This is a genomic window from Psychrobacter submarinus, from assembly GCF_904846685.1.
Taxonomy (GTDB): Bacteria; Pseudomonadota; Gammaproteobacteria; order Pseudomonadales; family Moraxellaceae; genus Psychrobacter; species Psychrobacter submarinus.
Genome location: NZ_CAJHBQ010000002.1, coordinates 682,866 through 702,712 on the forward strand (window position 1 = coordinate 682,866; position 19,847 = coordinate 702,712).

The 19,847-nt window shown below is 46.4% G+C and carries 17 protein-coding genes and 1 pseudogene; 16 read left to right on the top strand and 2 right to left on the bottom strand.

Going from position 1 to position 19,847, the window contains the following annotated elements; translation table 11 throughout:
- Nucleotides 1-92: 92 nt before the first annotated feature.
- The gene (locus JMY03_RS09075) at nt 93-1,232 is read right to left on the bottom strand and encodes an alkene reductase (protein WP_201603121.1); all 1,140 of its coding nucleotides are present in this window, start codon (nt 1,230-1,232) and stop codon (nt 93-95) included.
- 164 nt (nt 1,233-1,396) lie between these two features.
- On the opposite strand from JMY03_RS09075, the gene JMY03_RS09080 reads away from it, so the two are divergent.
- The gene (locus tag JMY03_RS09080; protein ID WP_201603124.1) at nt 1,397-2,281 is read left to right on the top strand and encodes a LysR family transcriptional regulator; all 885 of its coding nucleotides are present in this window, start codon (nt 1,397-1,399) and stop codon (nt 2,279-2,281) included.
- A gap of 72 nt (nt 2,282-2,353) precedes the next feature.
- Here JMY03_RS09080 and JMY03_RS09085 read toward each other — a convergent pair whose 3' ends face one another.
- Nucleotides 2,354-3,010 carry an IS1595 family transposase gene (locus tag JMY03_RS09085; RefSeq protein WP_201603125.1) on the bottom strand — a complete coding sequence of 219 codons (657 nt, stop codon included), beginning with the start codon at nt 3,008-3,010 and terminating at the stop codon, nt 2,354-2,356.
- 591 nt (nt 3,011-3,601) lie between these two features.
- Between JMY03_RS09085 and urtA the strand changes: the two genes are divergently transcribed.
- From urtA to accC, 15 genes and pseudogenes are all read left to right on the top strand, one after another.
- Nucleotides 3,602-4,951, top strand: coding sequence for an urea ABC transporter substrate-binding protein (gene urtA, locus JMY03_RS09090; RefSeq protein ID WP_201603128.1), 1,350 nt, complete (start codon nt 3,602-3,604; stop codon nt 4,949-4,951).
- A 121-nt stretch (nt 4,952-5,072) separates the two neighbouring features.
- Nucleotides 5,073-6,908 (top strand): urea ABC transporter permease subunit UrtB, encoded by a 1,836-nt coding sequence (urtB, locus tag JMY03_RS09095; RefSeq protein WP_227675566.1) that lies wholly within the window; start codon nt 5,073-5,075, stop codon nt 6,906-6,908.
- A 10-nt stretch (nt 6,909-6,918) separates the two neighbouring features.
- Complete coding sequence (urtC, locus tag JMY03_RS09100; RefSeq protein ID WP_201603131.1) at nt 6,919-7,998, top strand: urea ABC transporter permease subunit UrtC; 1,080 nt, start codon at nt 6,919-6,921, stop codon at nt 7,996-7,998.
- 139 nt (nt 7,999-8,137) lie between these two features.
- Nucleotides 8,138-8,899: pseudogene (urtD, locus tag JMY03_RS09105) on the top strand (urea ABC transporter ATP-binding protein UrtD); the annotation flags it as partial.
- Between the two features lie 46 nt (nt 8,900-8,945).
- Nucleotides 8,946-9,644, top strand: a complete 699-nt coding sequence (gene urtE / locus JMY03_RS09110) for an urea ABC transporter ATP-binding subunit UrtE (RefSeq protein WP_102077817.1) — start codon at nt 8,946-8,948, stop codon at nt 9,642-9,644.
- A gap of 44 nt (nt 9,645-9,688) precedes the next feature.
- The gene (locus JMY03_RS09115) at nt 9,689-10,678 is read left to right on the top strand and encodes an urease accessory protein UreD (protein WP_201603134.1); all 990 of its coding nucleotides are present in this window, start codon (nt 9,689-9,691) and stop codon (nt 10,676-10,678) included.
- Nucleotides 10,679-10,985: 307 nt separating this feature from the next.
- On the top strand, nt 10,986-11,288 hold the full coding sequence (gene ureA, locus JMY03_RS09120; protein WP_025643648.1) for an urease subunit gamma: 303 nt from the start codon (nt 10,986-10,988) through the stop codon (nt 11,286-11,288).
- A 32-nt stretch (nt 11,289-11,320) separates the two neighbouring features.
- Nucleotides 11,321-13,465, top strand: coding sequence for an urease subunit alpha (ureC, locus tag JMY03_RS09130; protein WP_227675568.1), 2,145 nt, complete (start codon nt 11,321-11,323; stop codon nt 13,463-13,465).
- Nucleotides 13,466-13,546: 81 nt separating this feature from the next.
- Complete coding sequence (gene ureE / locus JMY03_RS09135) at nt 13,547-14,170, top strand: urease accessory protein UreE (RefSeq protein ID WP_201603136.1); 624 nt, start codon at nt 13,547-13,549, stop codon at nt 14,168-14,170.
- Nucleotides 14,163-14,999 (top strand): urease accessory protein UreF, encoded by an 837-nt coding sequence (locus JMY03_RS09140; protein WP_201603139.1) that lies wholly within the window; start codon nt 14,163-14,165, stop codon nt 14,997-14,999. Before ureE ends, JMY03_RS09140 begins: the two co-directional genes overlap by 8 nt.
- A gap of 85 nt (nt 15,000-15,084) precedes the next feature.
- Nucleotides 15,085-15,738 carry an urease accessory protein UreG gene (gene ureG / locus JMY03_RS09145; protein ID WP_025643656.1) on the top strand — a complete coding sequence of 218 codons (654 nt, stop codon included), beginning with the start codon at nt 15,085-15,087 and terminating at the stop codon, nt 15,736-15,738.
- Nucleotides 15,739-15,914: 176 nt separating this feature from the next.
- Complete coding sequence (locus JMY03_RS09150; protein ID WP_025643658.1) at nt 15,915-16,628, top strand: HupE/UreJ family protein; 714 nt, start codon at nt 15,915-15,917, stop codon at nt 16,626-16,628.
- 594 nt (nt 16,629-17,222) lie between these two features.
- Nucleotides 17,223-17,522: an IS630 transposase-related protein gene (locus JMY03_RS09155; protein ID WP_201603141.1), complete on the top strand. Its 300-nt coding sequence runs from the start codon at nt 17,223-17,225 to the stop codon at nt 17,520-17,522.
- 270 nt (nt 17,523-17,792) lie between these two features.
- A complete protein-coding gene (locus tag JMY03_RS09160) occupies nt 17,793-18,344 on the top strand; it encodes an acetyl-CoA carboxylase biotin carboxyl carrier protein (protein WP_201603143.1) in 552 nt (183 codons plus the stop codon).
- A gap of 83 nt (nt 18,345-18,427) precedes the next feature.
- Nucleotides 18,428-19,777, top strand: a complete 1,350-nt coding sequence (accC, locus tag JMY03_RS09165; protein WP_201603145.1) for an acetyl-CoA carboxylase biotin carboxylase subunit — start codon at nt 18,428-18,430, stop codon at nt 19,775-19,777.
- The last annotated feature ends 70 nt before the right edge of the window (nt 19,778-19,847 follow it).

Genomic DNA, 19,847 nt, shown 5'->3' on the forward strand with positions numbered 1-19,847 from the left:
CTAAGATTATCTACGCCATTTTCGATTATTTTCATAATCCAGTATTTACTTTATAAAAAATAAGGCCACGAATGGCCTTATTTTTTCAATAGCTACTTTTGATAATAAGGATAATCGCTATAGCCTATTTCCGTGCCACCATACATTGTGGCTGGATCTACCTCATTGAGCGGCCAATGATGAGCTATGCGCTCCGGTAAATCAGGATTAGCAATAAAAGGACGACCAAAAGCAAATAAATCACCATAACCTTTAGATAACATATTGAGCGATTTCTCTACAGTGTATTTTCCCGCATAAATAATACGTCCTGAAAACTCAGCTCTAACCGCTTGATAAAAGGGCTCTGGTAAATCAGGTGCACTATCCCAATCAGCTTCTGCAATGGACAAATAAGCGATGCCCGCTTTCTCAAGTACTTTAACCGCTTCAATATAAGTATGGTGAGGATCTGATTCTACCAGCCCTAAGTACACACGATCCTCACCGGTACTAGCAAACAAAGGCGCAAAACGGACGCCTAAACGATCAGCGCCGACCACATCACTGACAGCAGCAACCACTTCTTTTAGGAACCGCAAACGATTCGCTAGCGAGCCACCATACTGGTCATCACGTTTATTGCTATGCTCAGAGATAAACTGGTTCACTAAATAACCATTGGCACAGTGCAGCTCTACCCCATCAAAACCCGCTTCTAAGGCGTTGCGAGCGGCTTGAGCGTACATCGTTATCAACTCGCTCACCTCTTCTGTGCTCAGTGCCCGCGGCTCACTTGGATCAGCTAAAGCACCTTCGCCTGGACCTGTTTCAATGAATACTTTGACATTATCAGCAGTAATAGCAGAGGGCGCTACAGGCTGATTTTGGTTGGGTTGTAAGCTAGTATGAGACACACGACCAACGTGCCATAGCTGAGCAAAAATAATACCGCCCTTGGCATGTACCGCTTGCGTGATATTTTTCCAGCCTTCAATTTGTGCTTGCGTATGAATACCTGGCGTCCATGCATAACCTTGGCCTCTGGGTTCGATCTGTGTCCCCTCCGTCACCATAAAGCCTGCAGAAGCACGCTGGGCATAATAACTTGCCATTAAATCATTAGGAATATTGCCAGGTTGCGTGCTACGAGAGCGCGTCAATGGTGGCATCACAATACGATTTTTAAGCGTATAAGGCCCAAGTTTTACAGGCGAAAACAGTGCACTGGTATTAGGAATAGTTTGTTTCATAACATTCTCTTTTATAGCAAACAGATAGGCTTATTACTTGAAATTTATCCGTTGTTTTAAGGTTTGATTGATCACTTAAGTAATATGAGTAAGCATAAAGTTTTAGAGGTACAATTAGAAACAACGTTTTCTTGTTGAAGATACAATTATTAATGGTACAGATGATGAATGGTATAAATCGGCTTGATATCAAACAGCTCAGAGTGCTACAGGCATTGCTTGATCTAAAGAACCTATCAAAAGTTGCACGCAAAATGGGCTTAACCCAACAAGCTATCAGTGAGCAGCTGCGTAAGCTACGTGATCTATTTGATGATCGTCTGTTTATTCGTCAAGGAAATAGCATGGTGCCCACACCAAAAGCACTATCGATGCAGCAACCTATTAACGATATATTAAGACAGTTAGAGGTGCTCTTGGAGCCGGATGTGTTTACGCCGCAAACCTATAAAGGTGTTTTTACGATTAGTGCGACCGATTATGCGACGCAGGCATTATTACCGCAGTTGTTTAATCTAACGCGCCGTGAAGCGCCTAACTTAAAATTGATAGTGCGAGATTTTGCCTCAGACAACATCAATCAGCTTATTGCGGCAGGCGAACTTGATTTACTGCTTACCTTTCCAGAGTTTATCCCTGATAATTTATCTTATGTCACTTTGTTTGAAGAACAACATTTATGCATTACAGGTTATAAAAACGAGTTCGTAACAAAGGTGCTAACACTGGCACAAATTGCAGCACACCCGCAGCTGGTGGTATCGCCTTCGCGTGCCAACTTGCGCGGTTCTCATGATCAGTGGTTTGCCGAAAAAGGGCTTAAGCGAAACATTGTGATGTCAGTGCCTAGCTTTTCAGCTGTGCCAGATATTTTGCATACCACTGACATGATTGCCTTTTATCCCGCGCGACTACTGCCAAACAGTAAAGTTAAAACGCTTAAAGTAGAAGCCCTACCGCCTACCTTTAAGATAATAGCCGCTTGGCATCCACGTACCAATGACAGTGGCATTCACCGTTGGCTAATCGAGCAATTACGAGATTTATAATGGATAGGAGTAGTTAGTATTAGTTAGTATATTTTCTCATAGTATTAAATAAGGGGCTGTAGTAGATAAGGATTAAATATCACACCATTTTCTCAAGGTTTTCAGCTGATTAGATGGTGAGCCATAGTTAAATCTAAACTCGCACTCTTTTAAAAATAAATGGAAGTTCTTCTTATCGATTCCATTATACTTTCTGAGTGTTCGTTTAGACTGATTCCAAAAGTTCTCAATGCCGTTGATGTGATTGTTTTTACCACAAGTAAACTCTTTAGAGTGATTGACTCTGAAATGTTTAAACTCACTCACATCTAATGCATTGTAACTTCGATAGCTATCCGTATAAACAAAGCTGTCAGGCTTGATTTTACGCTTAATAGCAGGCATTAGGGTGGTTTGTTTGGTGTCTGCTACGACAATGGTATAAACCTTACCATTTCGTTTTAGGATACCAAACACGGCTGTTTTACCAGCAGCTCCGCGACCTCTTTTGCCTTTGCGTACACCGCCAAAGTAACTTTCATCTAATTCGACTTCACCATCAAAAAGCTCATCAGCTTGTAATGAGAGATGATGATCTATCACAAGTCTTATTTTATGATAAAAAAGTGCAGCAGTATTAGGCTGAATATCAAGCAAATCTGCGGCTGTTCTAGCAGTCACTTCAGCTGTAAAAAACTCTAACAGCCTTCGCTGTAATTTTTTACTGAGTTTACAATGGGTTATCTTCATAAAAGTAGTCTAGCATAGTGCTTATCTACTACAGCCCCTTTAACTATTATCTACAACTATGACATGAAGAAAAATTTATTAAAGCAGGTTGCTTGTGATATAACAACTAATATTGAGAGGATGGTGAGTTTATAACGCTATATAAGTTGTTAAATTTGTTGTTCAAAATAAAAGCTCTTAATGATTACCCCTTATACGCCTTGAGCTATAAGGGTTTTTTATTACCGAATTACAATTAACTGAACCTGTCAACAGCCCTTCTTTACTAACTTAAACCTTCTATTTTGATATTTAGACTTATCAAGACAGTAGAACCCTCTACCCTTTCAACACATTTATTCTGCCCAGTTTTAGCCCCTTAAAGAAACAATGGCTTTTATTCGCAAGTATTAATAAACCATCGTGGTGCATAAGAGCCTATAGGTCTATTTTGGTGCAAAAAAAGAAGGCTTCTTACTCAATAAAGAACCATAGTGGTGCAATTTTCTATCTTTAAGGCTGGCATAGATATTGAAGTAATAAAAATAGTAAAACAGTCAAAGCCATTAATTGACTCACCTTGTTGCTATTTTACTCTTTTTGGAGAAGTTTATGTCTTTATTGCCGACCCTTGCTACCGCTACCACACTGAATAGCGCCCCTCGTACCGACTTACGATTGACCTCACGCTTATCTATAGTGGCGCTTGCCGTTGTAGGTAGTTTGAGCCTTGCTGGCTGTCAAAAGCCAGCCGAGACGAGCTCAGAGACGACAGCTAGCGATACCACCACTCAAAGCGCAGCGGCGACTAATGGCGATACTATTAAAGTCGGTATTTTGCACTCTTTATCGGGGACGATGGCCATCTCTGAGACCTCGCTAAAGGACACCGCGCTAATGACGATTGAGGAGATTAATGCCAACGGCGGGGTACTCGGCAAGCAGCTCGAGCCTGTCGTCGTTGACCCTGCCTCTGACTGGCCGCTATTTGCTGAAAAAGCGCGCCAGCTCCTCACGCAAGATGAAGTAGATGTCATCTTTGGTGGCTGGACGTCGGTATCGCGTAAGTCGGTATTGCCCGTCGTTGAAGAGCTCAATGGCTTGATGTTTTATCCGGTGCAGTACGAAGGTCAAGAGCAGTCCGAAAACATCTTTTATACTGGTGCTGCGCCCAATCAGCAAGCTATTCCTGCCGTTGAATACTTGATGAGTCCTGAAGGTGGTAGCGCTGAGCGCTTTGTATTATTAGGCACGGATTATGTCTATCCTCGTACCACCAACCAGATACTACGCGCTTTTTTACAGTCTAAAGGCGTTGCCGATAGCGACATTATGGAAGAGTACACGCCATTTGGCTTTAGTAATTATCAAACCATTGTCTCTAATATCAAAAACTTCGCTACGGGCAAAAAGACAGCAGTCATATCGACCATCAACGGCGACTCCAACGTGCCTTTTTATCGCGAGCTTGGTAATCAAGGTATTGACGCCGCTGATATTCCAGTCATGGCATTCTCAGTTGGTGAAGAGGAGCTACGCGGTATCGATACTAGCGCGCTGCAAGGGCACTTAGCGGCATGGAACTACTTTATGTCGGTCAAAAACCCAACCAATAACGACTTTACCAAAAAGTACAAGCAGTATGCGCTCGATAACAACTTACCCAATGCCGACAATGTCGTTACTAACGACCCTATGGAGGCCACCTACGTCGGTATCAATATGTGGAAGCAGGCGGTGGAGGACGCGGGTAGCACAGATGTGGACAAAGTCCGTATCAGTATGGGCGGTCAGACTTTTGCTGCCCCTTCAGGCTATACGCTAAAGATGGATGCAGAGAACCATCACTTGTGGAAACCGGTCATGATCGGTCAGATTCGCCCCGATGGTCAATTTGATGTGGTCTATAAGACACCCGAGGTTATCCAAGCTTCACCGTGGAGCCAATACATTCCTAAGTAAGGATTATCCTAAGCTTTACTTTCTTATTGGTATCAATATCAGCAAACCTTGATAGTCCCGCCAAGCTATAGGCTAGCTTGGCAGGGTTGGAGGAGTGTTGATTATAAAAAAGGATTCCACTATGTCGCCTTATCCCTCTTTTATATATGACGCGCAGGCTAGCGGCTTTAACAAGGCCTTTAGTGCTGTTAGTCTTAGTCTATCATTTGTGCTTCTTTGCTTAGCATTTATGCTCGCTTTAACCCCGCTTCCCGCTTCGGCTGACGACACCGCAGTAGATAGTCATTCTCCTGCCAATACAGTAGCGACCACCTCTAATCTTGCCAGCGATGATAAGAGTTTGCTTACGCAAAATGCGCAGTCTTTGACTACGCCTGCCGCGCTTACCAGTCCAGTTACCAGTCCAGTTACCAGTCCAATTAACAGTCCAATTAACAGTCAGGGCGATGCCATTGAGCAGTTTGTGGCTGCAGACTTTAGTCAGCGCCAAGCGATGCTGGGTCAGTGGCCAGGCTCCGCTGAGAGTCTCGATACGTTAGTTGAGCTGATTGATAATGATGAGCTGTATCAAGGCAACGGTGGGCAAACTTATTTGCTAAACGCTGATGACGAGCTGTTTACCTATCCTGATAGAGATCTGACGGACGAATGGCCAAGCGATCTGGCGCAAGTAACATTGACTAATGCCCTGCGCTCCGCACTGGTGTTTGGGCAAGCAAAAGTGAAGCTGGATTCAGACGATCCGGCGCAGCGCTTGCAAGCGGTGAGTATCCTTGCTGATAACATCGAACAAATAGATCCTGCAATCGTCAGCGCAGCAGCCGTGCGCGAAGATGACGCGGAGGTGAGCGCCGCGCTTAGTACCTTGCAGGCGAGGCTAAATTTTCGCGATGGCGATGTGGCTACCCAAATCGCCGCGCTTGACGTGCTCGCTGACAGCGATAGCCCGCAGGTGTTAATCGATGTCAAACAGGCGTTGGCAAACGACAATCTTGATCCTAATCTTGAGACGGCGTTGCTGGCGGCTGAAGCAAGTATTGAGCAGCGCATCTCGATCAGTACATGGTCGGGGCATCTGTTCACCGGTCTTAGTACCGCCAGTATCTTACTACTAGCAGCGCTAGGGCTTGCAATTACCTTTGGGCTGCTTGGCGTCATCAATATGGCACATGGCGAGCTGATTATGATTGGCGCGTACGCCACTTATGTGGTGCAAAACCTATTTCAAGCCTATCTGCCTGAGATGGCAAGCTGGTACTTACTCGCCGCGATACCCAGTGCGTTTTTGGTTAGCGCTGTGATCGGTATGGTCATCGAGCGTATCGTGATCCGTCCGCTCTATGGGCGTGAGCTTGAGACCCTACTGGCGACGTTTGGTATCAGTTTAATTTTGATGCAGCTGATACGCATGGTGTTTGGCGCGCAAAACGTTGAGGTCAGCAATGTCTCATGGCTTAGCGGCGCGTATCAAGTGTCCGCAAGCCTTGCCCTTCCCTATAACCGCATCGCTATCATCGGCTTTACGGTCATTATTCTGCTGCTACTGGTATATTTACTTAACAAAACGCGCTTTGGGCTATTTGTACGCGCGGTAACGCAAAATCGGCAGATGGCACGCGCGGTTGGTATCCCCTCTGCGCGCATCGATATGCTGGCCTTTGGCCTTGGCTCGGGGCTGGCAGGATTGGCAGGCTGCGCACTCGCGCAAGTCGGCAACGTCGGACCCAGCTTAGGTCAGACGTATATCATCGACGCGTTCTTAGTTGTCGTCGTCGGCGGTGTCGGTCAAGTATGGGGCGCAGTGCTCGCCTCTTTAGGTTTAGGCGTCAGTGGTACGGTGCTTGAGATTGGTATTGGCGCGGTGCTTGCCAAAATTGTATTACTGGTTCTTGTGATTCTGTTTATTCAGAAGCGGCCACAAGGTTTATTTGCACTAAAAGGCCGTTTTGTTGATTAAGGAGAAGGCTATGAGAATCATCACATTATTATCTGATACCCCGCGCAGCGCTGTATTTATCGGCTTATGCTTTTTGCTATTACTTATCGTACCGTGGCTGCATCTGCTGCCTATCACCTCTCCTTTTCACCTCTCCGCTTACTGGATTACCCTTATTGGTAAGATTATGGCGCTAGCGATGGTGGCGCTGGCCCTAGATTTAGTCTGGGGGTACGCGGGTATTTTGAGCTTAGGGCATGGGCTGTACTTTGCGCTTGGCGGTTATGCCTTTGGTATGTACCTCACGCGCGAGACCGCAGGCGACGGTATCCCTGATTTTATGCGCTTTTTGAGCTGGACTGAGCTGCCGTGGTATTGGGCAGGGACGCAGCACTTTTGGTGGGCGAGCGCTTTGGTGCTATTGGTGCCAGGTATCGTTGCCTTTATCTTTGGCTTCTTTGCTTTTCGCTCAAAAATAAAAGGCGTGTACTTCTCGATTATTACCCAAGCTATGACGTACGCGGCGGCCTTACTGTTCTTTCGTAATGAGACAGGCTTTGGTGGCAACAATGGTTTTACCGGTTTTACCACTCTTTTGGGCTACGACATTACTGCCGCCTCCACGCGCGCTACCTTGTGCTTTGTGACCGCACTGGCACTACTGATATCTTATGCTGGCCTGCGTTATTTGATGGGTCAGCCTTACGGGCGCGTGCTTGGCGCTATTCGCGATAGTGAAAACCGCTTGCAGTACTTAGGGTATCGCACGCTTTGGTACAAGCTATCGGCATGGGTGCTATCAGCGGTTATCGCTGGTATCGCAGGGGCGCTGTACGTCCCGCAAGTGGGCATCATTAATCCTGGCGAGATGAACCCGATTAACTCTATTGAGATGGCCGTGTGGGTCGCTGCTGGTGGCCGCGGTAATCTTATCGGTGCCATCTTAGGCGCAGGCGTAGTCAACGCGCTCAAGACTTACTTTACCGTCGCCTACCCTGAGGTCTGGCTATTAATACTTGGCAGTCTGTTCGTCGTTGTCACCCTATTTTTACCAAACGGCATTATTGGTCTGCTTGGACGCTTTAAAAAGGAAAAATCTGATGCTCAATAATCATTTATCAACATCGCTTGTCTCTAAGCTGTCTAGCAATTTACCTGATAAAGCGCCTAAGAGGTCGCTAGCTATGACAGCTAAGGCGCTTGATGAATACGACTACGATGACGACCACAGCGACGGTTTGAGTCACCCTAAGCGTCGCGGCGCAGACTTTAGCCACGGTATTGCGCTGTACCTTGAGGAAGTGAGCGTCTGGTTTGACTCATTTCGGGCGCTGAACAACTTGTCCTTATACATCGAAGAAGGAGAGCTGCGCTGTATTATCGGTCCTAATGGCGCGGGCAAAACAACCTTGATGGATGTGATAACCGGTAAAACCCGTCCTACCGAAGGTAGCGTGTTCTTTGGGCAAACCTATAATCTGGCGACTATGTCAACAGAACAAATCGCAGAATCGGGTATCGGGCGCAAGTTTCAAAAACCGACGGTGTTTGAGAACTTTAGCGTGCTCGATAATTTACTGCTTGCCGCGCCCAAGGACAAACGCGTAATGGGCAGTTTGCGCCGTAGGCTTGATGCCGATACTCGAAACACACTTGAGGCGACCCTTGAGCAGATTCGCTTGACAGACAAGACCCGCCTGCCCGCAGGCCTCCTCTCGCATGGGCAAAAGCAGTGGTTGGAGATTGGTATGCTGCTGATGCAAAGTCCTAAGCTTATCTTGCTCGATGAGCCAGTCGCTGGTATGACGGACGCTGAAACCGAGCACACCGCTGAGCTATGTCTGCGCCTCAAACAAAATCATACCTTAATCGTCGTCGAGCACGATATGAGCTTTATTGATGCCATTAGTGAAAAGGTCACGGTACTTGCCCAAGGGGCTATTTTAGCCGAAGGTACTTTAGCTGAGGTGCAAGAAAATGAGGCGGTCATTGAGTCCTATCTTGGACGCTAACGGCTTGACTTTTACTGCTTAAAACCATTTAAACATAGGAGCCTCTATGCTAGACGTTAAGGCAATCAATCAGTACTACGGCGGCAGTCATATTTTGCGTGACGTTTCATTTACTGCGCCGGTTGGCGAGTGCAGTGTAATACTCGGGCGTAACGGCGTTGGCAAAACCACTTTGCTTAAATGTCTGATGGGCATACTCCCAATCAAGTCAGGACAGGTTGTCCTCGATGGTACAGACATCAGTAAGCTCACTCCTGAGCAGCGCGTGCGCGCCGGACTCGCTTACGTGCCCCAAGGGCGCGATATATTCTCAACACTGACGGTAGAGGAAAATATTTTGATCGGTATGGCCAAGTTCTCCCGCAGCAAAGCGGGGCGCGTTCCCAAACACTTATACGACATCTTTCCGGTACTCGATGAGATGAAGCACCGGCGCGGCGGCGATCTGTCAGGGGGTCAGCAGCAGCAGTTGGCAATCGCGCGCGCACTGGCCTCAGAGCCGCGCGTGCTGGTACTCGATGAGCCTACCGAAGGCATCCAGCCCTCAATTATCAAGGATATCGGACGGGTCATTAAGGATTTAGGCCATCAAGGGGATATGGCGATTGTACTGGTTGAGCAGTTCTATGAATTTGCAGAGGAGCTGGCGGATAACTACACCGTGCTCTCGCGCGGACAAGTGGTCGCTCAGGGCGCAGGAGAGGATATGGCAAACAACCACATTCAAGAGTTGGTAGCCATCTAAAAGCGCTTTTTTAATAGCATACGTCTCAAAAGGAACATTTTATTTTGACTTGGCAATCTACGCTACATCTTTATTTTGACCATACAGCTGACGCGGCAAAAACTCGGCTGTATCACCGTGCCCATACTGGGGCACTGGTGGTACAACGCGCACTGTATCCTGAGCCTGATCACCAAGCAGGGATTTGTCATATCTATGTGTTATATCCTCCCGCTGGTATCGCGGATGATGACCGCTTAACACTGGAGTACAAGCTAGAGGCCAATAGTCACGCGGTGATTACTACCCCAGGCGCGGGCAAATGGTACGGGCAACGACAGGCGCAGCGCCAAGCGCATTATGGCGAAGCACAAAAATGTAGCAAACCAAGTCAGCCTATAGACAGCAGTAGCAGCACTTTGCTTGATAAGCGCTTATTAAGCGCTACGGTTGAGGCCGTACAACATATCAGCGCCTACCTCGATGACCACGCTATCCTTGAGTGGCTGCCCCAAGAGAGCATTTATTACGATCACTCTGTCTCTAACGCTACTAACCGCTTTTATTTAACCCAAACCGCCAGTTTGCTCACTTGGGATATCGCCGTGTTTGGTCGTCAAGCGTACCGAGAGACTTTTGCTCATGGTCACTATGCCAATCGTTTAGAGATATGGCGAGATAACGTGTTATTGGTCAAAGAGCATACCGCGCAGCAGGCCGATACCCGCTGGTTTACCTCAGCACTCGGGCTAAATAATCAGCACGTGCATGGCTCGTTTTGGGCCATACCCAGCATTGATACCATTGAAGCAGAGCTACAAAACAACCCATTAAAGCTGGGACAGTATTTAGATGAGACGATCAGCGAGATACGCAGTCTTACCGATAAACAGTCGCTACCCATTTATTGTACGCACAACTATCAAGGGATCAATTGTCGCTACCTAGGGTCTGATGTACGAGCTTGTTTTGAAGCCTTTTACCAAGCCCGCGAGCTTATCAGGCGCAAATGGTATGCGCTTGAGCCGCATCGACCAAGGATTTGGGACACTTAGTTTTTAATTCTGACCTATTCTAAAGCGATAGCTTTTGACAATAGACTCTATTGATCAACAGCGATGTGACTAGGGCGTGTCCCTATTTTAAAAATGGTGATAAAAATGAGATAAATTAAAGGCAAACAAGGAAAATAGCGCAGGTAATATCAAGATATTGACCAGTTATTTGACACCGTTTGCTAAAGATTTAGCCATTTTTAGCCCGTTTAGTCATAAACGCTTGAATTAGGGACACGCCCTAATGTGATAAGTAAATAAACAAATAATATGACCACTCATTATTAAGGCTATTAAGGATAATCCGATGCAACTAACCCCTACCGAAAAAGACAAACTCATGCTATTTACCGCCGGCATGGTCGCTGAACGTCGTAAAGAGCGCGGCGTCAAGCTCAACTATCCAGAAGCCATCGCTTATATCAGTATGCTGCTTATGGAAGGCGCCCGTGATGGCAAAACCGTAGCGCAGCTAATGAGTGAAGGCGCGACTTATCTCTCAACTGATGATGTCATGGACGGTATTGCTGAGATGATTCACGATGTACAAGTCGAAGCCACCTTCCCTGATGGCACAAAACTTGTGACCGTACACAACCCTATTGTCTAGTAAGACCTATAGAGCCATGAAGGATGACAAAAATGAGCAAAAATAAAAAGATAAAAGCAGGCGAATATAGAATCAAAGCAGGTGATATGGCCCTAAATGCGGGTCGCTGCGTGCAAAGCGTAGAGGTCGTCAATACAGGTGACCGTCCCATTCAGATCGGCTCGCATTATCATTTCTTTGAGGTCAACGAGGCATTAAGCTTTGATCGAGAACCCACGCTTGGCTACCGCCTCAACATCGTACCCGGGACTGCGGTACGTTTTGAGCCGGGGCAAGCGCGCGAAGTAGAGCTGGTTGCCATCGCAGGTCGTCAGCACATCTATGGTTTTGCAGGTAAAGTGATGGGAGCGGCCGATATCAAGAGCACGCCACACACCTCGCAAAAACGCGTGGATAGACGCATCCATGCCGAGCACTTTGGCCCGACCACAGGCGACAAAGTGCGCTTGGCCGATACCGACTTATGGCTTGAAGTGGAGTATGATTTGACCAGCCACATCGACCAGCGTCCTAATACGTGTAGCGTCAGTATCGGTGAGGAGGTGAAGTTTGGCGGCGGCAAGGTCATCCGTGATGGCATGGGCCAATCACAGCTGCTTGGTAGTCAAGTAGCCGACACCATTATCACCAATGCTTTGATTGTTGACTATACCGGTATTTATAAGGCCGACGTGGCTATCAAAGAGGGTCGCATTAGCGGTATTGGCAAAGCCGGCAACCCTGATATTCAGCCCAATGTGACTCTGCCGATTGGCGCAGCGACTGAGATTATCGCTGGAGAAGGCAAAATCCTAACTGCTGGTGGTGTTGACAGCCACATTCACTTTATTGCTCCGCAGCAATGCGAAACGGCCTTGATGTCTGGAGTCACCACCATGCTTGGCGGCGGTACTGGGCCTGCCGAGGGCACTCTAGCCACTACTTGTACGCCAGGAGCTTATCATATTCAAAGTATGCTAAAAGCCAGCGATGCTATTCCTATGAATATCGGGCTGCTTGGTAAAGGTAACGTTAGCTTACCTGAGCCTATTATCGAACAAGTTGCAGCGGGGGCTATCGGTCTAAAACTGCATGAAGACTGGGGCTCAACACCGCAGGCTATTGATAACTGCTTGAGTGTGGCTGATGAGTACGATGTGCAAGTCGCTATCCATACCGATACGTTAAATGAAAGTGGCTATTTGCATAGCACGTTAGCTGCCTTTAAAGAGCGCTGTATCCATACCTTTCACACCGAAGGCGCAGGCGGTGGTCATGCGCCAGATATCCTAAAGGCCATTGGTGAGCCTAATGTCTTGCCGTCGTCAACCAATCCGACGCGTCCCTTTACGGTCAATACCATCGATGAACACCTCGACATGCTCATGGTCTGTCACCACTTAAGCCCAGCCATCGCCGAGGATGTGGCTTTTGCTGAGAGTCGTATCCGCCGCGAGACTATTGCTGCTGAGGACATTTTGCAAGATATGGGCGCCATCTCCATGATGAGCAGCGACTCGCAAGCGATGGGGCGCGTAGGAGAGGTCATTATTCGCACGTGGCAGACCGCTGATAAAATGAAAGCGCAGCGTGGTCACTTAGCACCTGACCAAACGGCCAAAACGGAGCAGTCCTCAGAACATATCACCTTAAGTCATACCGACTTTGATAGCGGTAATGATAACTTTCGTATCAAACGCTATATCTCTAAATACACCATCAATCCCGCTATTACCCATGGTATCAGCGATGAGGTCGGCTCTATTGAAGTTGGCAAATGGGCGGATCTGATTTTATGGTCACCCGCGTTTTTTGGGGTAAAACCGGACAACATTATCAAAGGCGGGTTGATAGCTGCCGCGCCTATGGGCGACCCTAACGCCTCCATTGCTACCCCGCAGCCTGTCCACTATCGCCCTATGTTTGGCAGCTTCTCCAAAACAGTAGCGCAAACTTGTATCACCTTTATGTCGCGTACTGCCTTAGAGAAAGGTGTTGATAAGCAGTTGGGACTAAATAAAGTCATTAAAGCAGTACACAACATTCGTCAAATGCGAAAACAAGATATGAAATTTAACAGCTACTGCCCGATTATGGAAGTCAATCCAGAGACTTATGAGGTGCATGCTGATGGGGAGCTGTTGACCTGTGAGCCTGCTGACTATTTACCAATGGCTCAGCGTTACTTTTTATTCTAAAGGGCTTTTATAGTAGTGCTAACTCAGCTCACTAGACATCAACCCCCTATTCCCCTATTTGAACGGACGATAAAGCAATTTATGAAAATATATACACAGCGTCTCGACCCAGCAGCGCTTAGCGTCAAGCAGCAAGCCGTTATTGATGATCAAAAACAGGCACAGCACTTTTTATATCTCGATTTCGATACCCGTCAGCGTAGCCGATTTAAAGCGCAAACGCAGCAGCAACAAGACGTCGGTATTGACCTACCACGCACAGAAACTATCAAAAATGGCAGTGTGCTGGCCGATAAGCACGGCGAACTCATACAAGTGATGGCCGCTAAGCAAGCGTTAATTGAAGTCACTGCTGATAATAGCTTTGATCTTATGAGGGGCGCTTATCATCTAGGTAACCGCCATGTGCCTCTAATGATTACCCCCGACGCTCTGTACTTTGAGCCTGATCATGTCTTAGAGGCAATGTTGGGTCAGTTAGGGCTGCATACCCAAGCCGTACAAGCAGCGTTTGAACCAGAAACGGGAGCCTATAAAGGTGAGCACGGGGGACACGCTCACGGTCATGCGCATAGCCATACTGATAGCCATGGACACAGTCACGCTCATCACAGCCATGCTTATGCATATGCTCATACTCACAGCGCTCAAAGCGCTCAAAGCGATAACGGACATTCGCATAGCGATGGCAACGCTTATGACTAATCATGATACGCCCTTAGCGCAATCGAGCGCAAACACGGTAGACGCAATAGACGCGATAACTGCGCTAAACTCTATAGATATAGACGTGACCGGACGTTTGCTTATGCTGGCGTCAAGTAACCTGCCGATCGGTAGTTACACCTATTCACAAGGTATAGAACCGGCTATTGAGTCCGGGCTTATTTGTGACGAGGCCAGTAGCTTGGAGTTTATGAGCGACTATCTAGCACTGGCATTATGTCGTTACGAGCTACCGCTATTGGCGCTTATGATGGCAGCGCTTATGAGTGATGATAACGCCCTTGCTGATGCTTTAGGTGCCGATTACCACGCCAGCCGCGAAAGCAAAGAGTTTGTCTATGAGTCGAGCCAACTGGCACTGTCTTTATCGGCTTGGCTTGGTGATGTGCTTGAGCTTGACGTGCCTGATCGTCTGCTTGCTCATGGGTTTTTACCCTTATTTGCGCATATCAGCTCGTATTGGCAACTTGAGCCTGCGCAAGCTATGACTACCTATGCTTTTGGGCAAATTGAGAACATGGTGCTGGCGGCGGTCAAGACTGTACCACTTGGACAAATGGCAGGCCAGCGTATCATCTGGCAGTTGCAGCAGTTATTAAGTGAGCGCATACCGCCCTTAGCGGCTAGCGTTCAGCAAAGCTTTTTGCAGGTGCAAAAACTATCGTTAGCGGCTAACAGCCTAGAGGAGACTAGCATCTTAAAGCTAAACCTGCTTTATCAAGAGCTGCATATGTCAGCTAACTTGCCGAATTTAGCGATACTGTCATGTCAGCATGAAAGACAATATAGCCGTTTGTTTCGCTCTTGAGTGCTAACCCACACTATTTCACTTAAACACTATTTATTTGTACCAAACTTTTAATTACTCACGACTTTATTGAGGATATTTATTTATGGCACTTACACCCAAAGCCGACCATACCCATTCAGAGACTAGCTTATCTCCTCTACGTTTAGGTATTGGCGGTCCCGTTGGCTCAGGAAAAACCGCACTCACGCTAAGATTGTGTCAACGCTTGCGTGATGACGTCAATATGGCAGTGGTGACCAACGACATTTATACCAAAGAAGACTCTGAATTCTTAACGCGTCACGAGGCCATGCCAGCCGAGCGTATTCGCGGTGTCGAAACGGGCGGCTGTCCGCATACTGCTATCCGTGAGGATGCCTCCATCAATTTATCTGCCATCGCTGAACTACAACACCAATTTGCAGGGCTTGAGCTTATTATTATCGAATCTGGCGGCGATAATTTGGCGGCGACCTTTAGCCCTGAATTATCTGATTTAACCCTATATGTCATCGACGTCTCAGCAGGCGATAAAATCCCTCGTAAAGGCGGACCTGGCATTATGAAATCTGACTTACTTATTATTAATAAAACCGACCTTGCCCCCTTAGTAGGCGCCTCACTTGAGGTGATGGCGCGCGATGCCAAAAAGATGCGCGGCGATAAGCCCGTGGTCTTTAGTAACATGAAAACCGGCGAAGGTCTCGATGATATCGTTACCTTTATCCTAGATAAAGGCATGATTAGCGCGGCATAAGGTGCGGCGTATAAATAGATGTTCTACAACCCCCTGACTATAGTCAATCAATATTAAAAGTGGTACAAAGCAGACGAGTGCAAGTACTACAGTAGTAGGCTAAACGAGTCTAACGCTGTAACACTTTAATAGTGGTTCGACTATATATCGACTTATTAAACCATTAAGGACACATCATGAGCACACAAGCTTCAAAAACCATGACTAAAAATAAGACAGCTAAAAATCTAATCGATAAGGCGGCAATGACTCGCACTCTAGCACTGTCATCTTTGTTAACGGGACTGCCAACACTAGTATTTGCTCACCCTGGGCATGGGGTGATGACAGCTGATGGAGCCTTTGGCAACTCAGTACTGTCAGGTATCATGCACCCTTTGACGGGGCTGGATCATCTTGTACTAGCGCTCGGTATGGGCATGCTCTTGACGCAAATGCACAGCTTTAAAAAAGGCTTTGTGTCGTTGAGCTTAGGTTTAGTGGCAGGTTTTGCCCTAAGCTTAAATATGAGCTTAAACAGTACGTTTATTGAGTCCGGCATTGTACTGTCTATCGTCTTACTCACCATGGCACTGATGAGCCGCTATTTTAATATCAGGCTTAATAATAACGGCATTAATCAAAGCAATGAAGCGTCGGTGAAAACGTGGCATAACTTAGCCATCGCAGGCTTTGCTGCACTCGCTATGCTCCATGGGGCAGCGCACGCTATCGAAGTGCCCGCTAACAGTAGCACAACAGGCTTTTTCATCGGTATGATTATTGCCATGCTTGGTCTGTATACTGTGGGTAGAGGCGTTGCCACTTACCTAAATACTCACTTGCAAGACAGCCTGATGATCCAGCGTGTACTGGCGGTGGTTGGTCTATGCGGCGTGTTGTTTATTTAGTTTTATAAGATATTAGCAGTTTTGTTAAACACTTTGCTAAGTATAGACGATTGTCTTTGCCAACTATCAATCAAACAAAATAGAAAAGCGTTTAACTCTATACTTCTCGGAATACACGCAAGTAATGCTAGCTAAAAAATTTTTAGGTTTCCAGTATAATTGAATCACTATAAAACCGATACAATGCTGCTGGGATGCTTTTTTTTAAAATATGGGTTGCGCAGCCTCTGGCTGCGACGACACAGCACGCAAGTAAAATTTATAGCACTGGTAATATTAGGGCGTGTTTGCGCCGCTATAATAAGACCTTCACCAAATATAAATAACATATCGGACTGCTGCTTGGTATTTTCCGCGCTTACCTGTTCATACTTCTCGAATAACCATTATCTCACCTCAGTGTTGTGCTACTTGGCTATATGATTAGCCTACTTCTTATCACACGCAAAATTAGTTGACCACTATTTTACAATAGTTTAGGCAAGGACAGACAGTATCCAACTTATTGGTGGTAATTAGCCATTTTTAACGAAGAAAAGCCTTTATGATTTACTAACTAAACACTGTCTCAATTACTCCACAAATCAAATGACCATGACTTACTCCCTAGATTATCGCAAACAAGTTCTTAAAAGCTTAGATGAGGGCATGACCTTTGTCGAAGCTGCTGTTTTCTATGATATCAGTCCAACGACTATCCAGAAGTGGAAAAAGCGTCTTCATAGTAAAACCACCCGATATATTAAGCCCTACAAAATAAAGGATGAAGCCCTAGCTCAAGATGTCAAAGACCACCCTGACGATTATCATTATGAGCGAGCCCAGCGTTTTAATTACAGTCCAACAGGCATCAGCAAAGCCTTAAAGCGTATTGTTGCTAATAGCTCAATATGAGTATCTTATAGTCGAACCACTATTAAAGTGTTACAGCGTTAGACTCGTTTAGCCTACTACTGTAGTACTTGCACTCGTCTGCCTTGTACCACTTTTAATATTGATTGACTATAGTGACTTATACATTGTAAGCCCATTAATTTTAGCAACGACTTACTAAGCGCAATATTTCATTACTTTCTGCATAGTTACAAATGACTTAGTATAAACAGTAATGGACTATTGTCTGCCTTTTACTTTAATAAAACGGCAAAGAATATGGATGAAAATATGAATATCAATTTTAACGATGTAGAAAGGCTCATTAACATTGCTGAACGTGCCAACATTGATTCCCTAGAAGTCGTTGACGGCAGTAAGCGTATCTCTATCATTTGTCAGCCTCCTTTTAATCAAAGCGGTAATCAAATTAATCAAAGCAGCAATCAAGACCGTAGTCATATCAATAGTAGAAACAGTTCTACTAGCACAGATCATACCTCTACAAACTCCTTTACAAACCCTAATGGCAATTCTTCTGCGCAAGATATCGACTCTGCTGGCGCTGCTAAAGATAAACCAACTACAGAAACAGCCAGCGAAAACAACCAAATCACCGCTCCGATGCTCGGCACCTTTTATCGCCGCTCTGACCCGAGCGCCGATGTCTTTGTAAGCGTTGGCGATAGCGTGGTAGCAGGTGATACGTTATGCGTAATAGAAGCGATGAAAATCATGCATGAAGTCAAAGCCGATCGCGCCGGCAGTATTGAAGAGGTTTTGGTCGAAGACGGTGATGTGGTTGAATTTGACCAAGCGCTGTTTATGATTAGTCCTAGCTAGGATATATTAGCTGGATTAGATATTGCCTATATTACTAACCGTATTTAAGCCATCAAATGGACTATATCTGCAAGGACAGCTTCATGTTTAAAAAAATTCTTATCGCCAACCGTGGCGAGATTGCGTTACGTATCATCCGTGCCTGCAAACAGCTGGGCATCACCTCCATCATCGTCTACTCCAAAGCCGATAAAGACTCGCTGCCCGTAAAACTTGCCGATGAAAAGATCTGTATCGGTCCTGCCCTTGCTACCAAAAGCTACCTGAACCAAGAAGCGATCATCTCCGCTGCCGAAGTTATGGGCGCTGAGGCCATTCATCCGGGTTATGGGTTTTTGGCAGAAAATGCCGCTTTTGCTGAGCGTGTCGCCCAAGCTGGATTAACCTTTATTGGTCCAACTTCAGACAACATAAAAAGCATGGGCGATAAGGTTGCGGCAAAAAAACAAATGCTAGAGGCTGGCGTCCCTTGTGTGCCCGGCTCTAATGGCGCACTGCCAAGCGACAAAGAAGCCGCGCTTAAAATCGCTAGAGAAGTCGGTTATCCGGTGATTATTAAAGCGGCAAGTGGCGGCGGCGGGCGCGGTATGCGCGTGGTTGAGAGTGAAGAGAACCTGATAAACGCCATTTCAATGACCCAAGCGGAAGCCAAAACCAATTTTGGCGACTCCGTGGTTTATCTAGAGCGCTATCTACAAGCGCCGCGTCATGTCGAGATTCAAGTCCTTGCTGATACCCAGGGCAACGCCATTCATTTAGGCGAGCGCGATTGCTCGATGCAGCGCCGTCATCAAAAAGTGATTGAAGAAGCCCCTGCTCCCGGCATTAGCGCTGAACAACGCGTACAAATCGGTGAACGCTGCGCGCTGGCTTGTCAAAAGATGAATTATATTGGCGCAGGGACGTTTGAGTTTTTATATGAAAACGGCGAGTTTTTCTTTATTGAGATGAATACCCGTATCCAAGTTGAGCATACCATTACTGAGCTGGTGACTGGTGTCGATATCGTGCAAGAGCAGATATTGGTAGCAGCAGGTCAGCCTTTGAGCTATACGCAACAAGACGTCAGAATTAACGGTCATGCGTTTGAATGCCGAATCAATGCTGAAAACCCTTATACCTTTATGCCCAGCCCCGGACGTATCGATTATTGTCACTTGCCAGCAGGATTTGGCATTCGCGTCGATAGCCATATCGAATCGGGCTATACCGTCCCGCCCTCTTATGATAGCTTAATTGCCAAAATCTGCGTCCATGCGCCAACGCGAGAGCAAGCTATCGACAAGATGCAAGCGGCACTATCAGAAGCTGAGATACAAGGTATTGATACTAATATTGCCTTGCACCAAAAACTATTTGCTGATCCCGAATTTAACAAAGGCCAAGTAAGTATTCATTATCTATCGCAGTGGATCGCTGAGAATATTGAGTAAAAAGTAATTGAGTAAAAAGTAAAAAGCATTATCAAAGACAACTGACATATTTTTTATCATGTGCAGCATT

Coding starts and splice junctions, on each gene's coding strand:
- JMY03_RS09075 (WP_201603121.1), bottom strand. CDS start 1,232: ATGAAACAAACTATTCCTAATACCAGTGCACTGTTTTCGCCTGTAAAA.
- JMY03_RS09080 (WP_201603124.1), top strand. CDS start 1,397: ATGAATGGTATAAATCGGCTTGATATCAAACAGCTCAGAGTGCTACAG.
- JMY03_RS09085 (WP_201603125.1), bottom strand. CDS start 3,010: ATGAAGATAACCCATTGTAAACTCAGTAAAAAATTACAGCGAAGGCTG.
- urtA (WP_201603128.1), top strand. CDS start 3,602: ATGTCTTTATTGCCGACCCTTGCTACCGCTACCACACTGAATAGCGCC.
- urtB (WP_227675566.1), top strand. CDS start 5,073: ATGTCGCCTTATCCCTCTTTTATATATGACGCGCAGGCTAGCGGCTTT.
- urtC (WP_201603131.1), top strand. CDS start 6,919: ATGAGAATCATCACATTATTATCTGATACCCCGCGCAGCGCTGTATTT.
- urtE (WP_102077817.1), top strand. CDS start 8,946: ATGCTAGACGTTAAGGCAATCAATCAGTACTACGGCGGCAGTCATATT.
- ureA (WP_025643648.1), top strand. CDS start 10,986: ATGCAACTAACCCCTACCGAAAAAGACAAACTCATGCTATTTACCGCC.
- ureC (WP_227675568.1), top strand. CDS start 11,321: ATGAGCAAAAATAAAAAGATAAAAGCAGGCGAATATAGAATCAAAGCA.
- ureE (WP_201603136.1), top strand. CDS start 13,547: ATGAAAATATATACACAGCGTCTCGACCCAGCAGCGCTTAGCGTCAAG.
- JMY03_RS09140 (WP_201603139.1), top strand. CDS start 14,163: ATGACTAATCATGATACGCCCTTAGCGCAATCGAGCGCAAACACGGTA.
- ureG (WP_025643656.1), top strand. CDS start 15,085: ATGGCACTTACACCCAAAGCCGACCATACCCATTCAGAGACTAGCTTA.
- JMY03_RS09150 (WP_025643658.1), top strand. CDS start 15,915: ATGAGCACACAAGCTTCAAAAACCATGACTAAAAATAAGACAGCTAAA.
- JMY03_RS09155 (WP_201603141.1), top strand. CDS start 17,223: ATGACTTACTCCCTAGATTATCGCAAACAAGTTCTTAAAAGCTTAGAT.
- JMY03_RS09160 (WP_201603143.1), top strand. CDS start 17,793: ATGAATATCAATTTTAACGATGTAGAAAGGCTCATTAACATTGCTGAA.
- accC (WP_201603145.1), top strand. CDS start 18,428: ATGTTTAAAAAAATTCTTATCGCCAACCGTGGCGAGATTGCGTTACGT.